General features: G+C 60.5%; 16 protein-coding genes. 10 read left to right on the top strand and 6 right to left on the bottom strand.

Translation table 11 applies throughout. The features are described 5' to 3' along the window. A partial coding sequence (locus PMI34_RS29765) for a hypothetical protein (protein WP_008050904.1) occupies nucleotides 1–116 on the top strand: 116 nt, incomplete at its 5' end. A gap of 132 nt (nucleotides 117–248) precedes the next feature. On the opposite strand, the gene PMI34_RS11450 is transcribed toward PMI34_RS29765, so the two are convergent. Together PMI34_RS11450 and PMI34_RS11455 are read right to left on the bottom strand one after the other, a co-directional pair. Then, entirely contained in the window at nucleotides 249–1,823 is a 1,575-nt protein-coding gene (locus tag PMI34_RS11450) for a phospholipase D family protein (RefSeq protein WP_008050903.1), read from the bottom strand. Nucleotides 1,824–1,883: 60 nt separating this feature from the next. Continuing rightward, nucleotides 1,884–3,317, bottom strand: a complete 1,434-nt coding sequence (locus PMI34_RS11455; protein WP_008050901.1) for an aminotransferase-like domain-containing protein — start codon at nucleotides 3,315–3,317, stop codon at nucleotides 1,884–1,886. Between the two features lie 179 nt (nucleotides 3,318–3,496). On the opposite strand from PMI34_RS11455, the gene PMI34_RS11460 reads away from it, so the two are divergent. Next, nucleotides 3,497–3,742: a DUF1127 domain-containing protein gene (locus PMI34_RS11460; protein WP_008050899.1), complete on the top strand. Its 246-nt coding sequence runs from the start codon at nucleotides 3,497–3,499 to the stop codon at nucleotides 3,740–3,742. 144 nt (nucleotides 3,743–3,886) lie between these two features. On the opposite strand, the gene PMI34_RS11465 is transcribed toward PMI34_RS11460, so the two are convergent. Then, on the bottom strand, nucleotides 3,887–5,194 hold the full coding sequence (locus tag PMI34_RS11465; protein WP_008050896.1) for an NAD(P)/FAD-dependent oxidoreductase: 1,308 nt from the start codon (nucleotides 5,192–5,194) through the stop codon (nucleotides 3,887–3,889). A gap of 147 nt (nucleotides 5,195–5,341) precedes the next feature. Between PMI34_RS11465 and PMI34_RS11470 the strand changes: the two genes are divergently transcribed. After that, a complete protein-coding gene (locus tag PMI34_RS11470; protein ID WP_008050895.1) occupies nucleotides 5,342–5,695 on the top strand; it encodes a YkgJ family cysteine cluster protein in 354 nt (117 codons plus the stop codon). 135 nt (nucleotides 5,696–5,830) lie between these two features. Here the strand turns inward: PMI34_RS11470 and PMI34_RS11475 are convergent, their stop codons facing one another. Continuing rightward, the gene (locus tag PMI34_RS11475; RefSeq protein WP_007975155.1) at nucleotides 5,831–6,319 is read right to left on the bottom strand and encodes an Lrp/AsnC ligand binding domain-containing protein; all 489 of its coding nucleotides are present in this window, start codon (nucleotides 6,317–6,319) and stop codon (nucleotides 5,831–5,833) included. Nucleotides 6,320–6,476: 157 nt separating this feature from the next. On the opposite strand from PMI34_RS11475, the gene dadA reads away from it, so the two are divergent. The 6 genes from dadA to PMI34_RS11505 all read left to right on the top strand — a co-directional run bounded on the left by dadA (nucleotide 6,477) and on the right by PMI34_RS11505 (nucleotide 12,785). Continuing rightward, nucleotides 6,477–7,781 (top strand): D-amino acid dehydrogenase, encoded by a 1,305-nt coding sequence (gene dadA, locus PMI34_RS11480; RefSeq protein ID WP_008050892.1) that lies wholly within the window; start codon nucleotides 6,477–6,479, stop codon nucleotides 7,779–7,781. Then, nucleotides 7,753–8,106 (top strand): RidA family protein, encoded by a 354-nt coding sequence (locus tag PMI34_RS11485; RefSeq protein WP_008050891.1) that lies wholly within the window; start codon nucleotides 7,753–7,755, stop codon nucleotides 8,104–8,106. The genes dadA and PMI34_RS11485 overlap by 29 nt, the downstream gene beginning before the upstream one ends. A 97-nt stretch (nucleotides 8,107–8,203) precedes the next feature. After that, the gene (gene alr, locus PMI34_RS11490; protein WP_008050890.1) at nucleotides 8,204–9,277 is read left to right on the top strand and encodes an alanine racemase; all 1,074 of its coding nucleotides are present in this window, start codon (nucleotides 8,204–8,206) and stop codon (nucleotides 9,275–9,277) included. A gap of 127 nt (nucleotides 9,278–9,404) precedes the next feature. After that, complete coding sequence (locus PMI34_RS11495) at nucleotides 9,405–9,953, top strand: cupin domain-containing protein (RefSeq protein WP_008023455.1); 549 nt, start codon at nucleotides 9,405–9,407, stop codon at nucleotides 9,951–9,953. A 182-nt stretch (nucleotides 9,954–10,135) separates the two neighbouring features. Next, nucleotides 10,136–10,558, top strand: coding sequence for a c-type cytochrome (locus PMI34_RS11500; RefSeq protein WP_032829721.1), 423 nt, complete (start codon nucleotides 10,136–10,138; stop codon nucleotides 10,556–10,558). Nucleotides 10,559–10,847: 289 nt separating this feature from the next. Further along, complete coding sequence (locus PMI34_RS11505) at nucleotides 10,848–12,785, top strand: acetyl-CoA hydrolase/transferase C-terminal domain-containing protein (protein WP_008050883.1); 1,938 nt, start codon at nucleotides 10,848–10,850, stop codon at nucleotides 12,783–12,785. 114 nt (nucleotides 12,786–12,899) lie between these two features. Here PMI34_RS11505 and PMI34_RS11510 read toward each other — a convergent pair whose 3' ends face one another. Then, nucleotides 12,900–13,472, bottom strand: a complete 573-nt coding sequence (locus PMI34_RS11510; RefSeq protein ID WP_007975145.1) for a xanthine phosphoribosyltransferase — start codon at nucleotides 13,470–13,472, stop codon at nucleotides 12,900–12,902. Nucleotides 13,473–13,527: 55 nt separating this feature from the next. After that, entirely contained in the window at nucleotides 13,528–15,537 is a 2,010-nt protein-coding gene (gene rep, locus PMI34_RS11515) for a DNA helicase Rep (RefSeq protein ID WP_007989511.1), read from the bottom strand. Between the two features lie 263 nt (nucleotides 15,538–15,800). Between rep and PMI34_RS11520 the strand changes: the two genes are divergently transcribed. After that, nucleotides 15,801–17,474, top strand: coding sequence for a putative bifunctional diguanylate cyclase/phosphodiesterase (locus PMI34_RS11520; RefSeq protein ID WP_008050880.1), 1,674 nt, complete (start codon nucleotides 15,801–15,803; stop codon nucleotides 17,472–17,474). The last annotated feature ends 82 nt before the right edge of the window (nucleotides 17,475–17,556 follow it).

The following is a 17,556-nucleotide window of genomic DNA, read 5'->3' as shown; positions in this document are numbered from 1 at the left end:
CCGCCAGCCAGTGGATCAGCGGCCATGCATTGCCGTTGTTGATGGCGGTGGGGGCCTTGGGCGTGTTGATTGTGGTGTCGCGGCAAGGGGCGTTTGGCGCGGTTCAGCCAGCATAGCTTTTGTAGCAGCTGGCGAAGCCTGCGTCCGGCTGCGCAGCAGTCGTAAAATCAGGCATCGCGGACTTTCAGTTAAACCGTACAAGCCGGGTTTGCGTCTGCTGCGCAGCCGGACGCAGGCTTCGCCAGCTGCTACAACATTTTCTCCAGGCCAACCGTGTTGCTAAGCCAGGCGTTGAAGCGTCGCCACCAACTCCCTGGCTCCTTGGTCAGGGTGTGCATTTTTCCGTCGTCTTCGGTGGTCCAGACGATCTGATCGTTTTCCAGCTCTACCTGATAACTCAGGGCTGGTGCCATGCCCTGTAGCGCCAGGTCGCGGACCCGTGCGGCCAACTCCGGACTGTCCACCAGCACGCCGACTTCGGTGTTCCACAGCACCGAGCGCGGATCGAAATTGAACGAGCCGATAAAGGATTTCTGCTGGTCGAAGATCATCGCCTTGCTATGTAGACTGGAGTCAGAGCTGTGATAGGCGCTGCTGGAAAACAGATGCGGCCCGCTACCGCTGCCGCCTTCCTCTCCGGGCTGGCTACGCAATTCGTACAGCTTCACGCCGTGCTCCAGCAGCGCCCTGCGATAGGGCGCGTAACCACCGTGTACAGCGGGAACGTCCGTGGCTTTCAGTGAGTTGGTCAGCAAGCTCACGGAAACGCCGGCATCGGCGCGCCCGGTCAGGTACACCAGTCCCGGCTGGCCGGGCACAAAGTAGGCCGAGATCATGATCAGCTCTTTGCTGACGTTACTGAGTTCAGGTGCCAGTTGCGTGGTCAGTAGCAATTGTGGATCGGGCTCGCCCTTGGCCAGTACCTTGCTCGGCGCATCCCACAATGCCTGGTTCCAGGCCCAGATCAGTTCGCGGCGCCAGATGTCCAGGCGTGGGTGGGTGGTGAAGGTCATCAGGTGTTTGTAGAGCCTGTGATTCTGTTTGCGCGTTTGCGCCAGGGACTCTTCCAGTCGGGTACGGGTGTTTTCCAGGTCTTGGGGTGTGGGTTTGCTCGACAGGAATTCGTCGATCGGCTTGCTCAGGGCGCTGTTCCAGTATTGGTCGAAGCTGTGCCCGAGTTGTTCGGCGACCGGGCCGACACTGAGTATGTCGATGTCAGTGAAATTCATGTTGGGCTTGGCATCGAAATACTCGTCCCCCAGATTGCGCCCGCCGACGATGGCCATGCTGTTGTCCGCCAGCCACAGCTTGTTGTGCATGCGTCGATGTTGTTGCGAGAGGTTGAACAGTCGGCCCACGGTGCGGGTCACCCCGGTACTGCGGCCCAGATTCAGCGGGTTGAATACGCGGATCTGGATGTTCGGGTGTGCGGCGAGGGTCGCGATGACCCGGTCCAGGCCGTCGCTGGCGGTGTCGTCGAGCAGTACCCGAACCCGCACGCCCCGGTCGGCGGCCTTGAGCAACTCCTCGATCAACATGCGCGTGCTGATGCCGTCGTGCACGATGTAGTACTGCAAGTCGAGGCTGCTTTGGGCGTTACGGATCAGTTCGGCGCGGGCGATGAAGGCCTCGGTGCTGTCCGATAGCAGGCGAAAGCCCGATTGTCCCTTGTAGGGTGCGGCCTGTGCCTGGACCGAGCGGCCGAATGCGGAGTCTGAAGCCGGCAGCGCCTGGCTCGGTACACGCTGTACGTCGAGGCTGGCGCAACCGCCCAGGAACGCGGCGAGTAGCAGAAGAGCAAGCAGGGGCTGTCTGACTCTCACGTAGGATCGTTCCGTTTGGCGGCGCGGATAGGCATATGGACGCTGATTCCCGAAGAAAAGTCAGTCGCTGAGCTGATCGGTATCCGCCAGCAGTTTGATCGCTGTCGCACCCACCTTGCGCACCGCGTCTTCGATCTGCGGTGTTGGCTTGGCAGCGTAGTTCATGCGCAGGCAATTGCGGTACTTGCCGGAGGCGGAAAAAATGCTGCCCACGGCGATCTGTACGCCCTGGTCATGCAATGCACGATTCAGTTTCAGGGTGTCGAATCCTTCCGGCAGTTCGACCCACAGCATGAAGCTGCCTTGTGGGCGACTGGCGCGTGTGCCGACCGGGAAGTAGCGGCTCACCCAATCAATCATCACGTCGCGATTGCGCTGGTATTGCGTGCGCATCCGTCGCAAATGCGGTTCGAAATGGCCGCCCTTGAGAAATTCGGCGATGGCGATCTGCGGCTGTGGCGCGGTGGACCCGGTGCTGATGTATTTCATGTGCAGCACCCGTTCCAGATAGCGGCCGGGCGCGACCCAGCCAATGCGCAGGCCCGGCGCCAGGCTCTTGGAAAACGAGCTGCACAACAGGACGCGGCCGTCTTCGTCGAAGGATTTGATCGTGCGCGGACGCGGGTAGGTGTAGGCCAGTTCGCCATACACATCGTCCTCGATGATCGCCACGTCATAGCGCTGGGCAAGCGTCAACATCGCGCGTTTGCGCGACTCCGGCATGATGTAGCCCAATGGGTTGTTGCAGTTGGGGGTCAGCTGTATGACCTTGATCGGCCACTGTTCCAGGGCCAATTCCAAAGCTTCAAGGCTGATGCCGGTTAGCGGGTCGGTGGGAATCTCCAGGGCTTTCATGCCCAGGCCCTTGAGGGTTTGCATGGCGCCGTGAAAGCTCGGCGAGTCCACCGCGACAATGTCGCCGGGCTCGCAGATCGCGCGGATGCTGGTGGACAGCGCTTCATGGCAACCGGTGGTGACCACCAGTTCGCTGGCGCTCAACTGGCAGCCGGAATCGAGCATCAGGCGAGCGATCTGTTCGCGCAGTTCGAGGTTGCCATGGATGTTGTCGTAATACAGGCCAGGCATGTCCTGCCGCCGACTGATTCGCGCCAGGTCACGCAGCAGCGGTTTCATGGTCGGGCTAGTGATGTCCGGCATGCCGCGGCCCAGTTGCACCACGTCTTTGCGCGGCACGGCGCGTATCAACTCCAGCACTTGATCCCATTGGGAAATGTCCACCGGCCGTTGCGCCGGGCGGCCGACTGCCGGCAAATCCGGCAGCTCGCGACTGGCCGGGACGAAGTACCCGGACTTGGGCCGTGGCATGGCCAGCCCGCTGTCTTCCAGTACCCGATAGGCCTGTTGCACCGTGCTCAGGCTGACGCCGTGCTCGACGCTCAGCGCCCGTACCGAAGGCAGCCGGTCACCGGGGCGATAGAAGCCCTGTTCGATACGTGTGCCGAGCAATTCGGCGAGGTTGACGTAAAGGGTCATGGTGCAGCCTCGATAGGGATGATTCGGTTAACCAGTACAGATCGGGCAAAAAATCTGGATTCAGTGGCGGAATCGGCAAAACTGTATGGAGTTAATACAGTTACTTTGAATCTGTAATGCTTTTGCGCGCCCACGCATCATGGAACCTCTGGCTACCCAAGTAAACAGGAGCATCCAAGATGAACGGTTTGAGCGATGTGCGGCTGACGTTACACAGTCAGGAACTGGCGACCGGGCAGAACAACGGCACGCGGGAGGCGGGCATGGGCCATGCGTCGTCCGGCCTGAGTCGCTGGGACCAGTTCTGGCGTCGCCTGCACACGCGCAAGGCCTTGCTGGCCCTGACGGCCGACCAGCTCAAGGATATCGGGCTGACACGGCAACAGGCGCGGGAGGAGGGGCTGAAGCCTTTCTGGCGGATCTGAAATCCATGGTGATTTTTAGGCCCATTCGCGAGCAAGCCCGCTCCCACATTAGATCTTCAGTGAACACAGATTCTGTGTTCGACACGGATCAACTGTGGGAGCGGGCTTGCCCGCGAAGGCGTCAGAACTGACATCGACAATCTTTCAGACCAACTCTTTAAGCCGATGCCACAACATCCCCAACGCCAGCAACGGCGAGCGCAAATGCTTGCCACCCGGGAAAGTGATATGCGGCACCTTGGCGAACAAATCAAAACCCCCACTGTGCTGCCCGCTGATGGCTTCGGCCAGCAGCTTGCCGGCCAGGTGTGTGGCATTCACGCCATGACCGGAATAGGCCTGGGCGTAATACACATTCGGCTGGTCCTTGAGCCGGCCGATCTGCGGCAGACGATTGGCGCCGATGCCGATCATGCCGCCCCATTGATAGTCGATCTTCACACCAGACAATTGCGGAAAAACTTCGAGCATTTTCGGGCGCATGTACGCGGCGATGTCTTTTGGGTCGCGGCCCGAGTAATGGCAGGCGCCGCCAAACAGCAAGCGCCGGTCCGCCGAGAGCCGGTAGTAGTCCAGCGCCACGCGCTGGTCACAGACCGCCATGTTCTGCGGCAGCAGGGCGTGGGCCTGTTCTTCGCTCAGTGGTTCGGTGGCGATGATGTAGCTGCCGGCGGGCAGGACTTTGCCGCTGAGTTCCGGGTTGAGGTCATTGAGGTAAGCATTGCAACCCAGTACCAGGGTCTTGGCGCGCACCGAGCCCTCGGCGGCATGAACCTTGACCTCTGGGCCATAGTCGATGCGGGTCACGGCCGAGTGCTCGAATAACTGGACCCCCAATCGTTGTGCCGCGGATGCTTCGCCCAAGGCCAGGTTCAGTGGATGCAGGTGCCCCGAGCCCATGTCGATCAGGCCGCCGACGTAACGCGTAGAGCCGACCACGGTGTGCATCTCGTTGGCTTGCAGCAAACGGGTCTCGTAGCGATAACCGAGGCTGCGCAGTTCTTCGGCATCCTCGGCGAAACCTTCCAGGTCTCGGGGTTTGTTGGCGAGGTCGCAGTAACCCCAGGTCAGGTCACAGGGGATCTGGAAGTGCTCGACCCGTTGCCGGACGATTTCCACGGCTTCCAGGCCCATGAGTTTCATTTGCCGAACACCTTCGACACCGATGACGTTGGTGAACTGATCGAGGCCGTGGCCGACGCCGCGAATCAGTTGCCCGCCATTTCGACCACTGGCGCCCCAGCCGATTCTATGGGCTTCAAGCAACACTACACTGAGGCCGCGTTCGGCCAGCTCAAGCGCCGTGTTCAACCCCGAAAACCCACCGCCCACCACACAGACATCGGCCAGCACTTCGCCTTTGAGCGCCGGAAGTTCAGGCTGCGGCAGACTGCTGGCGGCGTAGTAGGACGCGGTATGGTTCATTGCAGGCTGTTGAGCACGGGCATTCATGTGCGTGTTCCTGATGCTTGCGTTTAGAAAACTTGACGGAGCATAAGCCGGACCTTCTCGGCCGGGCAACATTGGTCGGCTGCTGCTGTCTGGATCGGGGCTTTTGCGTCAGAATCGCGCTCTATTCCGCTATTGGTCACCGCTTCAATGAGCTGCAACAGCCAAACAATCCGCACATTGCGACAGCAGATTCCCTCGTTCGAGTGCGTTCCCGGCTGCCATGACTGCTGCGGCCCGGTGACCACCTCGCCGGAAGAAATGTCACGCCTGCCGCGCAAGACCCGGGCCGAGCAGGATGCCGCCATGGAAGAACTCAACTGTGTGCACCTGGGGCCCAATGGTTGCACGGTGTATGACGAACGGCCGCTGATCTGCCGGTTGTTCGGCACCACCAAGACCCTGCCGTGCCCGAATGGTCGCGGGCCGATGGAATTGATTCATCCGAGAGTGGAGAAGCAGGTGTTCGAGTACATGGCCAGCACCCGGCAGGTGTTGGTCTAGATAGACCGAGTCGCTGCCTTCGCGAGCAAGCCCGCTCCCACATTGGATCTTCAGTGGCCACAGATTTGTGTACGGCTGCGATCAACTGTGGGAGCGGGCTTGCTCGCGAAAGCGGCTGAACAGACGCCGCCAATCTCAATCGGGAATCGGCAAAGTCAGGCTCTCCTTCACCTCTTCCATCACTATGTAGCTCTTGGACTCGCGCACATGGGGCAGCTTGAGCAGGATGTCGCCCAGCAACTTGCGGTACGAGGCCATCTCGGAAATCCGCGCCTTCACCAGGTAGTCGAAATCCCCTGACACCAGGTGACACTCCAGCACATGGGGCAATTTCAGCACCGCGCGTCGGAACTCTTCGAAAGTATCGCCGGATTTGTAGTCCAGGCTGATCTCGACGAACACCAGAAGACTACCCTTCAGGTGCTGCGGATTGAGCCTGGCGTTGTACCCCATGATGATCCCCTCGCGCTCCAGACGCCGGACCCGCTCGGTACAGGGCGTGGTCGAGAGCCCGACCTTTTCTCCAAGCTCCGTAAAGGAAATCCGCCCGTCCGCTTGCAGGATCCGCAGGATGTTGCGGTCGATCTTGTCCAGCTCACGTTTGGTCTGAGTGTTGGTACGCATAGGGGATGCGCCTCCGTGAAAAGGGTTTTTGCCGAGAATTGTCGCCAAATATAGGCGCTTATATAGTGAAAAGCACTGGCAAATCTTTTTTACACTGCGCGCATCTAAAGCTCTGAATAACAAACGTCAGCGGTTAGCCGCGATGAGGGATATGAAAATGCGCGTCATGGTCTTGGGTAGCGGCGTTATCGGTACCACCAGTGCTTATTACTTGGCCCGTGCCGGGTTTGAAGTAGTGGTTGTCGACCGGCAGCCGGCTGCTGCCATGGAGACCAGTTTCGCCAACGCCGGGCAGGTCTCGCCGGGTTATGCCTCGCCGTGGGCCGCGCCGGGTGTGCCGCTCAAAGCCATCAAGTGGCTGTTGCAGCGCCACGCGCCATTGGCGATCAAGGCCACTGCCGATATCGACCAGTACCTGTGGATGGCACAGATGCTGCGCAACTGCACCGCCAGCCGTTACTCGGTGAACAAGGAACGCATGGTCCGTCTGTCCGAGTACAGCCGTGACTGTCTCGATGAACTGCGCTTGGAGACCGGCATCGCCTACGAAGGCCGCAGCCTTGGTACGACCCAACTGTTCCGCACCCAGGCTCAACTGGACGGCGCCGCGAAAGACATCGCCGTGCTGAAAGAGTCCGGCGTGCCGTTCGAACTGCTCGACCGCGACGGTATTGCCCGCGTTGAACCGGCGCTGGCAAGTGTCACGGATATCCTCGCCGGTGCCCTGCGCTTGCCGAACGACCAGACTGGCGACTGCCAGATGTTCACCACCAAGCTTGCCGAGATGGCCGCGAACCTCGGTGTGCAATTCCGTTTCGGCCAGGACATTCAGCGCCTCGACTTCGCCGGTGACCGCATCAACGGCGTGTGGATCGACGGCAAGCTGGAAACCGCCGATCGCTATGTGCTGGCCCTCGGCAGCTATTCGCCGCAACTGCTCAAGCCGCTGGGGATCAAGGCGCCGGTGTACCCGCTCAAGGGCTACTCCCTGACCGTGCCGATCACCAACCCGGCGATGGCCCCGACATCGACCATTCTCGACGAGACCTACAAGGTCGCGATCACTCGTTTCGACAACCGCATCCGCGTTGGCGGTATGGCTGAAATCGCCGGTTTTGACCTGTCGCTGAACCCGCGCCGCCGGGAAACCCTGGAGATGATCGTCAACGATCTTTATCCTCAGGGCGGCAATCTGGCCGAGGCCGACTTCTGGACCGGCCTGCGTCCGACCACTCCGGACGGCACCCCGATTGTTGGCGCCACCCCGTTCAAGAACCTGTTCCTGAATACCGGTCACGGTACGCTCGGCTGGACCATGGCGTGCGGCTCCGGTCGCTTGCTGGCTGACCTGATGGCAAAGAAAAAGCCGCAGATCAGCGCCGAAGGCCTCGATATCTCCCGTTATGGCAACAAAATCCAGGAGCCTGCAAAGCATGTCAGTCCAGCGCCAGCTCACCAATGAGCGCATGAGTCAGATCGTCACCCATAACGGTACGGTGTACCTGGCTGGGCAGGTCGGCGACGACATGAACGCCGGGATTGAACAGCAGACCCGCGAAACCCTGGCCAATATCGAGCGTTTGCTCGATCTGGCCGGTACCGACAAAAACAATCTGTTGTCGGTGACGATTTACCTGAAAGGCATCGACGCGCATTTCGAAGGCATGAACGCGGTGTGGGACAAGTGGCTGCCAAAAGGCGTCGCCCCGGCCCGTGCCACCGTTGAATCGAAACTGTGCGAACCGCAAATCCTGGTCGAGCTGTCGGTAGTCGCCGCTCTGCCATAAGCTTTCAGACAGATCCCTCTCCCGGTGCTGCTGGCGGTTCACGCCACCAGCCAGCGCCGGTTTTTTTTCCCGATAACCCGACCAGAAGTCTGCCGCCATGCGTCCTGCCCGTGCCCTGATCGACCTTCAAGCCTTGCGCAACAACTACCGAATCGCCCGTGAACTCACGGGGGCCAAGGCCCTCGCGGTGATCAAGGCCGATGCCTATGGTCATGGCGCGGTGCGTTGCGCCCAGGCGCTGGAAGCCGAGGCGGACGGGTTTGCCGTGGCTTGCATCGAAGAGGCATTGGAGCTGCGGGCGGCGGGCATTCGCGCGCCGATCCTGCTGCTGGAAGGTTTTTTCGAAGCCGATGAGCTGGCGCTGATCGTCGAGCATGACTTCTGGTGCGTGGTGCATTCGCTGTGGCAGCTCGAAGCCATCGAGAAAGCGGCGATGAGCAAGCCGATCAACGTGTGGCTGAAGCTCGACTCGGGCATGCACCGTGTGGGGCTGCACCCGGCGGATTATCAGGCGGCCTATCAACGGCTGTTGGCCAGCGGCAAGGTCGCGAAAGTGGTGCTGATGAGCCACTTTGCGCGTGCCGATGAATTGCACGAGCAGGCCAGTGCCGATCAGGTGGCGGTATTTGAAGCGGCGCGCAAGGGCTTGTCCGCCGAGGTCAGCCTGCGTAACTCGCCGGCGGTGCTCGGTTGGCCGCAGATTCCCAGCGATTGGGTGCGCCCGGGCATCATGCTTTATGGCGCCACTCCCTTCGAAGAAGCCAACGAAGTGGCGTCGCGGCTGCAACCAGTCATGACCCTGGAGTCGAAAGTGATCAGCGTGCGCGAGTTGCCGGCTGGCGAACCCGTCGGTTACGGCGCCAAATTCATCACCCCGAAACCGATGCGCATTGGCGTCGTGGCCATGGGTTACGCCGACGGCTACCCGCGTCTGGCGCCGACCGGCACGCCAGTGCTGGTTGCCGGACAGCGCAGCCAGTTGATCGGCCGGGTATCGATGGACATGCTCTGTATCGACCTGACCGATGTGCCGCAGGCCGGCCTCGGTTCGACTGTCGAGTTGTGGGGCAAAAACATCCTCGCCAGTGATGTGGCCATGGCTGCCGGCACGATTCCTTATCAGATCTTCTGCAACCTGCGTCGAGTGCCGCTGCTCTATTCCGGGGCTTAGTGAGCAGGGCTCCGGACCGGAAGTCGCCTCGCTGAGCAGGATTCAGGTCAAGGTGTTGTAAATACTGAACGCTGTCGCCATGATAACGCTCACTATTCCAACAATCTGAATCCTGGAGGCGCAAGCTTTGGACGTCGGTGAACGACTGCAATCCATCCGTAGGCTCAAAGGCCTTTCCCAGCGTGAGCTCGCCAAACGGGCGGGGGTCACCAACAGCACGATTTCGATGATCGAGAAGAACAGCGTCAGCCCCTCGATCAGTTCGCTGCGTAAAGTGCTGGGCGGAATTCCCATGTCCATGGTCGAGTTCTTTTCCGAAGAAATCCTGCAGGAAAAACCGACTCAGATCGTCTACAAAGCCAACGAGCTGATCGATATTTCCGATGGTGCCGTGACCATGAAACTGGTCGGTCGGGCGCACCCGAGCCGGGCGATCGCATTCCTCAATGAAATCTATCCGCCAGGCGCCGACACCGGTGACGAGATGCTCACCCATGAGGGCGAGGAAACCGGCATCCTGGTCGAAGGAAAACTGGAACTGGTGGTCGGTCTCGAAACTTTTGTCCTCGAAGCCGGCGATAGCTACTACTTTGAAAGTACCAAGCCACATCGTTTCCGTAATCCGTTCGATGTGCCGGCGCGACTAATCAGCGCAGCCACGCCGGCGAATTTCTAAGAAAAGAGGCGTCCTGCCAGCATCGCAGAGGCGCCCGGGCTGTTTTTCCGTCGCGGCCTAAGACCCCTCCGACTTTGGGGTTGTTTCAGTGCGACGGGCTTACCGCTATACTTGCGCCCGCCTGCGAACCGTGGCCGTAGGCGTGACTAGCCACCATTGAGGGTGAACGCGTGAACCTAATTATGAAAATGCTGGCTGCACCAGCAACCGTATTGGCCCTATGGGCTGTCAGTGTCAGCACTCAGGCTGCGACCAACGACGATATTGCCAAACGCCTTGAGCCAGTCGGCCAGGTTTGTGTTCAGGGTAAAGAGTGCAAGGGCATGGAAGTGGCCGCTTCCGCCGGCGGCGGTGGTGGTGCGAAAACCCCGGATGAAGTGATTGCAAAACATTGCAATGCTTGCCACGGCTCAGGCCTGTTGGGCGCGCCGAAAGTCGGTGATGCCGCTGCTTGGGGCGAGCGTGCCAAGAAAGAAGGTGGTGTTGACGGCCTGCTCGCCAAGGCGATCTCCGGCATCAACTCGATGCCGCCAAAAGGCACCTGCGCCGATTGCTCCGATCCAGAGCTCAAAGGCGCCATCCAGAAGATGTCCGGCCTGAAATAAGCCCCGTTTTCAGCGAAAAGCCGCTTACGAGCGGCTTTTTTGTGCCTGCGGTTTTGTCCTGAAGACAATGAAGAGCCCTTGTGGGAGCGGGCTTGCTCCGGGCGGCGTTCCGACGAAAGCGGTGTGTCAGTCAACATTGATGGCGGCTGACACGGCCTCTTCGCGAGCAAGCCCGCTCCCACAAAGGATCGTCGGTGCTGGCATGATTTGGCGTCTGAGGCTGTTTTTTGCAGCCAAGACCCGGCAAGCTCGGTCCAACCCCAATTCATGGAATATGAGGGAGGATCCGATGGTGCAGTTGTGTTCTATCGAGCAGGCGGTCGATGACGTACTGGCGCGGTTGCCGGTCCACATTCATATGGGCTTGCCCCTGGGCCTGGGCAAACCCAATCACTTCGTCAACGCGCTGTATCGACGAATTGCACAGTTGCCCGAGCGGCGGCTGACCATCTACACCGCGTTGTGCCTGGGGCGCCCGCCCTTGGGCGATGGTTTGCAAAAGCGCTTCCTCGAACCCTTTATCGAACGGGTGTTCGGCGATTATTCCGAGCTGGAATTTCTCGCCGACCTACGCCGCGATAGTTTGCCCGGCAACATCCACATCCAGCAGTTCTTCATGCAGCCCGGCAGCCTGCTCAACAGTGCCACGGCGCAACAGGATTACGTCAGCAGCAATTACAGCCATGCGGCGCGGGACATCAATGCCGCCGGATTGAATCTGGTAGCGCAACTGGTGGCCAGCCATGCCGAGCATCTCGACCGCTTGAGCCTGAGCTGCAACCCGGACATCACCCTCGACCTGTTGCCGATGATCGCCAGGCGCCGCGCCGCCGGAGAAACCATCCTGATGGTCGGCCAGGTGCACAACGATCTGCCCTACATGCCCGGCGATGCTGAACTCGGCATCGACACCTTTGACCTGTTGATCGATGAGAAGGACAACACCACGCTGTTCTCCACGCCGAACATGCCGGTGGGGTGTCAGGACCACTTCATCGGCCTGCACGCCAGCACCCTGGTGCGTGACGGCGGCACCTTGCAGATCGGCATCGGTTCCATGGGCGATGCGCTGACGGCGGCGCTGCTGGCGCGGCAAGCCGACAACGACGGATACAGGGCTTTGCTGGCAGACGTAAACCTCAGCCACTGGACGCAACTGATCGAGCGCGAAGGCGGCATCGGCCCCTTCGCCAAAGGCCTGTATGGCTGCAGCGAAATGTTCGTCAACGGCTTGCTGGTGCTGGCGGATGCCGGGATCGTGCGGCGCAAGGTCTACCCGGACGTGACGACCCAACAGCAGGCGAATGCCGGCACCCTCGACGAGACTGCGCAATCCGATGGCATTTCGGTGCACGGCGGTTTCTTCCTCGGTCCACGCAGCTTCTACGAACGCCTGCGCGAGTTGCCGCAAAACAACCGGCTTGCATTCAACATGACCCGCATCAGCTACATCAACGAGCTCTACGGCCAGGAAGAACTCAAGCGCTTGCAGCGCCTGGATGCGCGGTTCATCAACACCGCGTTCACCGTGACCTTGCTCGGTGCCGCGGTGGCGGATCAGCTTGAGGACGGGCGTGTGCTCAGCGGCGTAGGCGGGCAATACAACTTCGTGGTGCAGGGCCATGCGTTGCAAGGCGCGCGCTCGGTGTTGCTGTTGCGCAGCTGGCGCGAATCCGGCGGCGACGTCAGCTCGAACATTGTCTGGGAATACGGCCACTGCACGATCCCCCGACACCTGCGCGATGTTGTGGTGACTGAGTACGGCATTGCCGATCTGCGCGGCAAGACCGATGCGGCAGTGATCGAGGCGTTGCTCAATATCAGTGATTCACGCTTTCAGCAGGGGTTGATCGAGCAGGCGCAGAAGGTCGGCAAGTTGCCGAAGGACTTCCGTCTCGATCCGCGCTTTACCGATAACAGTCCGCAGCGTTTGCAGGCGATTCAGGCACGGCATCCACAGCTGTTTCCGGAGTATCCGCTGGGATGTGATTTCACCGAGGTCGAGCGTGATCTGTTGCGGGCGCTGAACTGGCTCAAGAGCAAGTTCAAGCTGAGCGAGGTACTGGAGTTGGGCAAGGCAGCGCTGGATGCGCCGGAGGCAGCAGCGTTTCCGGAGCATCTGGAGCGCATGCAACTGGCCAACCCGGAGGGGCTGAAGGAGGACTTGTATCAGCGGTTGCTGCTGGCCGGCCTGAAAGCCACCGCGCAAACTCAGCTAAACAGGTGATCCCTGTGGGAGCGGGCTTGCCCGCGATGGCGGTGTATCAGCCAACATCAACGTTGAATGTTATGGCCTCATCGCGGGCAAGCCCGCTCCCACAGGTTCGATGGTGTTGCTTGCTTACTCGATAAAGGTCACGACACCATCGGCCAGCGACTTAACACGGGCCAACGACTCAACGCGATAACCCTGCGAATCCAATTCCGCACGCCCACCCTGGAACGACTTCTCGATCACGATGCCCAGGCCCGCCACGGTGGCGCCGGCCTGCTTGATGATCGAAATCAGCGCCTGGGACGCCTTACCGTTGGCCAGGAAGTCGTCGATGATCAGCACGCGGTCGCTGCTGGTCAGGTGGCGCGGGGAGATGGCCACGGTGCTTTCGGTCTGCTTGGTGAACGAGTACACGGTCGCCGACAGCAGGTTTTCGGTCAGGGTCAGGGACTGGTGCTTGCGGGCGAAAATCACCGGCACACCCAGGTTCAGACCGGTCATGATCGCCGGGGCGATGCCCGAGGCTTCAATGGTGACGATCTTGGTGATGCCCGAATCCTTGAACAGCGTGGCGAATTCGTCGCCGATCAGCTTCATCAGGGCCGGGTCGATCTGGTGGTTCAGAAAGGCGTCGACCTTCAGGACCTGGTCGGAAAGCACAATGCCTTGTTCGCGAATTTTCTGGTGCAGGGCTTCCATGAAGCGGTCCTCTTTTGGCGCCTGTGCGCCGAAGGTCATATAAAAGTGGTCAATTCTAGCGCTTTAACATCGCGCGTATATCTGCCAATGCGTTGTTGCCCCGCACGGCTTTGACTTCGGTCGGTGTGTCGTCGTTGCCTTCCCAGGCCAGATCGTCCGGTGGCAACTCATCGAGGAAGCGGCTTGGCGCGCAATCGATGATCTCGCCGTATTGCTTGCGCTTGGCCGCGAAGGTGAAGGCCAGGGTCTGGCGCGCGCGGGTAATGCCCACGTAGGCCAGGCGACGTTCTTCTTCGATGGTGTCGGCTTCGATGCTGGAACGGTGCGGGAGGATTTCCTCCTCCATGCCCATGATGAACACGTAGGGAAATTCCAGTCCCTTGGACGCATGCAAGGTCATCATCTGCACGCCTTCGGCGCCATCTTCCTCTTCCTGCTGACGCTCGAGCATGTCACGCAGGACGAGTTTGCCGATGGCGTCCTCGACGGTCATTTCACCTTCTTCGTCTTTTTCCAGGGTATTCTTCAGCGCCTCGATCAGGAACCAGACGTTACCCATGCGGTAGTCGGCGGCCTTGTCGCTGGAACTGTTGGTGCGCAGCCAGTTCTCGTAGTCGATGTCCATGACCATGCTGCGCAGGGCCGAGATCGGGTCTTCGCCGGCGCACTGCTCGCGCACACGGTCCATGAAGCGCTTGAAGCGCGACAGGCGATCGGTGAAGCGGCTGTCCAGATGCTCGCCCAAGCCAATTTCGTCGGTGGCGGCATACATCGAGATCTTGCGCTCGGTGGCGTAGTTGCCCAGCTTCTCCAGCGTGGTCGAGCCGATCTCGCGGCGCGGCACGTTGATCACCCGCAGGAACGCGTTGTCGTCGTCCGGGTTCACGATCAGGCGGAAGTAGGCCATCAGGTCTTTCACTTCCTGGCGCCCGAAAAAGCTGTTGCCGCCGGACAGGCGATACGGCACCTGGTGATGCTGCAACTTCAGCTCAATCAGCTTGGCCTGGTAGTTGCCGCGATACAGGATCGCGAAATCGCTGTACGGTCGGTCGGTGCGCAGGTGCAGGCTGAGGATTTCCATGGCCACGCGCTCGGCCTCGGCGTCCTCGTTGCGGCAACGGATCACGCGGATCTCGTCGCCGTGGCCCATTTCACTCCACAACTGTTTTTCGAATTCGTGGGGGTTGTTCGAGATCAGCACGTTGGCGCAGCGCAGGATGCGACTGGTGGAGCGGTAGTTCTGCTCCAGCATCACTACTTTCAAGGATGGGTAGTCGTCCTTGAGCAGCATCAGGTTTTCCGGGCGAGCGCCGCGCCAGGCGTAGATCGACTGGTCGTCGTCGCCCACCACGGTGAACTGGTTGCGTTTGCCGATGAGCATTTTCACCAGCAGGTACTGGCTGGCGTTGGTGTCCTGGTATTCGTCCACCAGCAGGTAACGCACCTTGTTCTGCCACTTCTCCAGGATGTCGGCGTGCTCTTCGAACAGCTTCACCGGCAGCAGGATCAGGTCGTCGAAGTCCACCGCGTTGAACGCCTTGAGCGTGCGCTGGTAGTGGGTGTAGACGATGGCGGCGGTCTGTTCCTTGGGGTTGCGCGCGTTTTCCAGAGCCTGGGCCGGCAGGATCAGGTCGTTTTTCCAGGCGCCGATCATGTTCTTGATCTCGTCGACACCGTCGTCGCCCGAGTATTCCTTCTGCATGATGTCGGTCATCAGGGCCTTGACGTCGGTCTCGTCAAAGATCGAGAAGCCCGGTTTGTAGCCCAGCCGAACGTGCTCCTTGCGGATGATGTTCAGGCCCAGGTTGTGGAACGTGCAGACCGTCAGCCCGCGCCCTTCACCGGCACGCAACAGGGTGCCGACCCGTTCCTTCATTTCGCGGGCGGCCTTGTTGGTAAAGGTCATGGCGACGATGTACTGGGCGCGAATGCCGCAGTTCTGGATCAGGTGCGCGATTTTGCGCGTGATCACGCTGGTCTTGCCGGAGCCTGCACCGGCGAGCACCAAAAGAGGGCCGCCGACGTAGCTCACGGCTTCTTGCTGCCGGGGATTGAGTCGGGACATACGTAATTCAGGAGTCAGTCACAAAATGGGCCGGCATTTTAACAGGCTCAGCGAATTGTGCTGCTCTGTCCGACTTGTGACGTACCACGCTATCTGTAATTGCCGGTTTTGTTACTTTCACGCAGGATGCGCAACGAATTTGCGGCTAATGTTCGTAATTGCGGATACAAAGGGCTGGTTTTGCTCACTGATGTCATTGTCATTGGTCATCGGAACGGCATAATGCCCGTCGCCTACATCTTTGCAGAGTCTAGGGAGCTAGCTTGTCTACGCCTGTCGAACCCTTGCGTTTGCTGCTACTGGCCGAAGAGCCAGCGTGGGCAGCGTTGTTACGCGAGTGTCTGGCTCCTATGGGGAGCTCGGCCGTGCTCATCAGCGCGCCGAGTTGGGAGTCGGTCAGCAGCCTGTTCGATGACAACCGCAGCGCGGTGTTATTGACCATCCCGCAACTTCAACCGGCGCCGGGCCGTTGCAGCCTGCCGACGGTGTTGTTGCTCGACCATGAGCCGCTGACCCCGCCCGACGGCGTGAGTGACTGGCTGGTGCGCGACCTGCTCGATCCCGGCATGTTGCGCCGTTGCCTGCGCCATGTGCGCGAACGTGGCGTTCTGGAAAACACCCTGCAACGCCTGGCCGAGCAAGATCCTCTGACCGGCATCGCCAACCGCCAGGGTTTCCAGACCCTGCTGACGGCGCGCCTGGCGGAAAACGACGGTCGTGGCCTGGCCCTCGGTCATCTCGACCTCGACAACTTCCGCTATGCCAACGACTCCCTTGGCCATCAGGCCGGTGACCGCCTGATCCTGCAAGTGGTGGCGCGGCTCAAGAATCAGCTTGAGGCCGGCGATCAGCTGGCGCGCCTGGGCAGTGATGAATTCGCTCTGCTGATCGACACCCGTCGTGCGCCCCAGCGTGCCGAGTGGATGGCCGAGCGCATCAGCGAAGCGCTGGCCGAGCCTTATTGGGTCGATGGTGAAAGCCTGCTGATCGGCTCCAGCCTGGGCATCGCCCACGCCCGGGCCCAGGCCGGTGCGGACCCGCTGATGTGGCATGCGCACATCGCCATGCAACAGGCCAAAAGCACCCAGGGCTGCACCTTTCACATTTTCAACGAGCGCATCAACCGCAATGCCCGCAGCATCGCCGACCTGGAAACCGAGCTGCGCCGGGCGTTGCGCCGCGATGAGCTGGAATTGCACTACCAGCCGCGGCTGAACCTCGAAGACGGGCAAATCGTCGGCCTCGAAGCGTTGGTGCGCTGGCGGCATGCCGAGCGCGGCTTGTTGCCGCCGAGCGAGTTTGTGCCGCTGGCTGAGCAAAGCGGTCTGATCGTACCGTTGGGCTACTGGGTGATTTCCCGGGCCTTGCGCGACATGCAGGCATTGCTTGAACTTGGCTTGCCGCCATTGCACATGGCGATCAACCTGTCGTTCCGACAGTTCCAGGACAGCCAGTTGCTGTCGACCCTCAGTCGCCTGATTGCCGAGCGCGGTGTCGAGGCGCAGTGGCTGGAGTTCGAACTGACCGAAACCGCAGTGATGCGCCGCAGCGATCTGGTCCAGCAGACCATGGACGCCCTCGGGCGCCTTGGTGTGCGCTTCTCCCTCGACGACTTCGGCACCGGGTTCTCGTCGTTCGTGCACCTCAACAGCCTGCCGATCACTTTGCTGAAGATCGACAAGAGCTTTGTCGGCGGCATGGAGCAGCGTGAGGAAAACCGCAAGCTGGTCCACGCGATGATCAACCTGGCGCACAACCTCAACCTCGAGGTGGTCGCAGAAGGCGTGGAAACGCCGGAGCAACTGGATCTGCTGCGCGGGTTTGAATGCGATCAGGTGCAGGGGTATTTGATCAGCAAGCCATTGCCGCTGGCCGAGCTGGTGGAGTACCTGACGATCGGCTCCAGCCAGCAGCCGATGCTGGAAGTCGTGAACTGATCACGAGTAATTGGTTGCCACGGAATCCTGTAGGAGCGAGCTTGCTCGCGATGGTCGTCAACGATAACGCTGGTTGGCAGGT

The organism is Pseudomonas sp. GM74 (assembly GCF_000282455.1).
In the GTDB taxonomy this organism is placed as follows: domain Bacteria; phylum Pseudomonadota; class Gammaproteobacteria; order Pseudomonadales; family Pseudomonadaceae; genus Aquipseudomonas.
The sequence above is the reverse complement of the archived record's forward strand: the minus strand, read 5'-3'. Positions and strand labels throughout refer to the sequence as shown.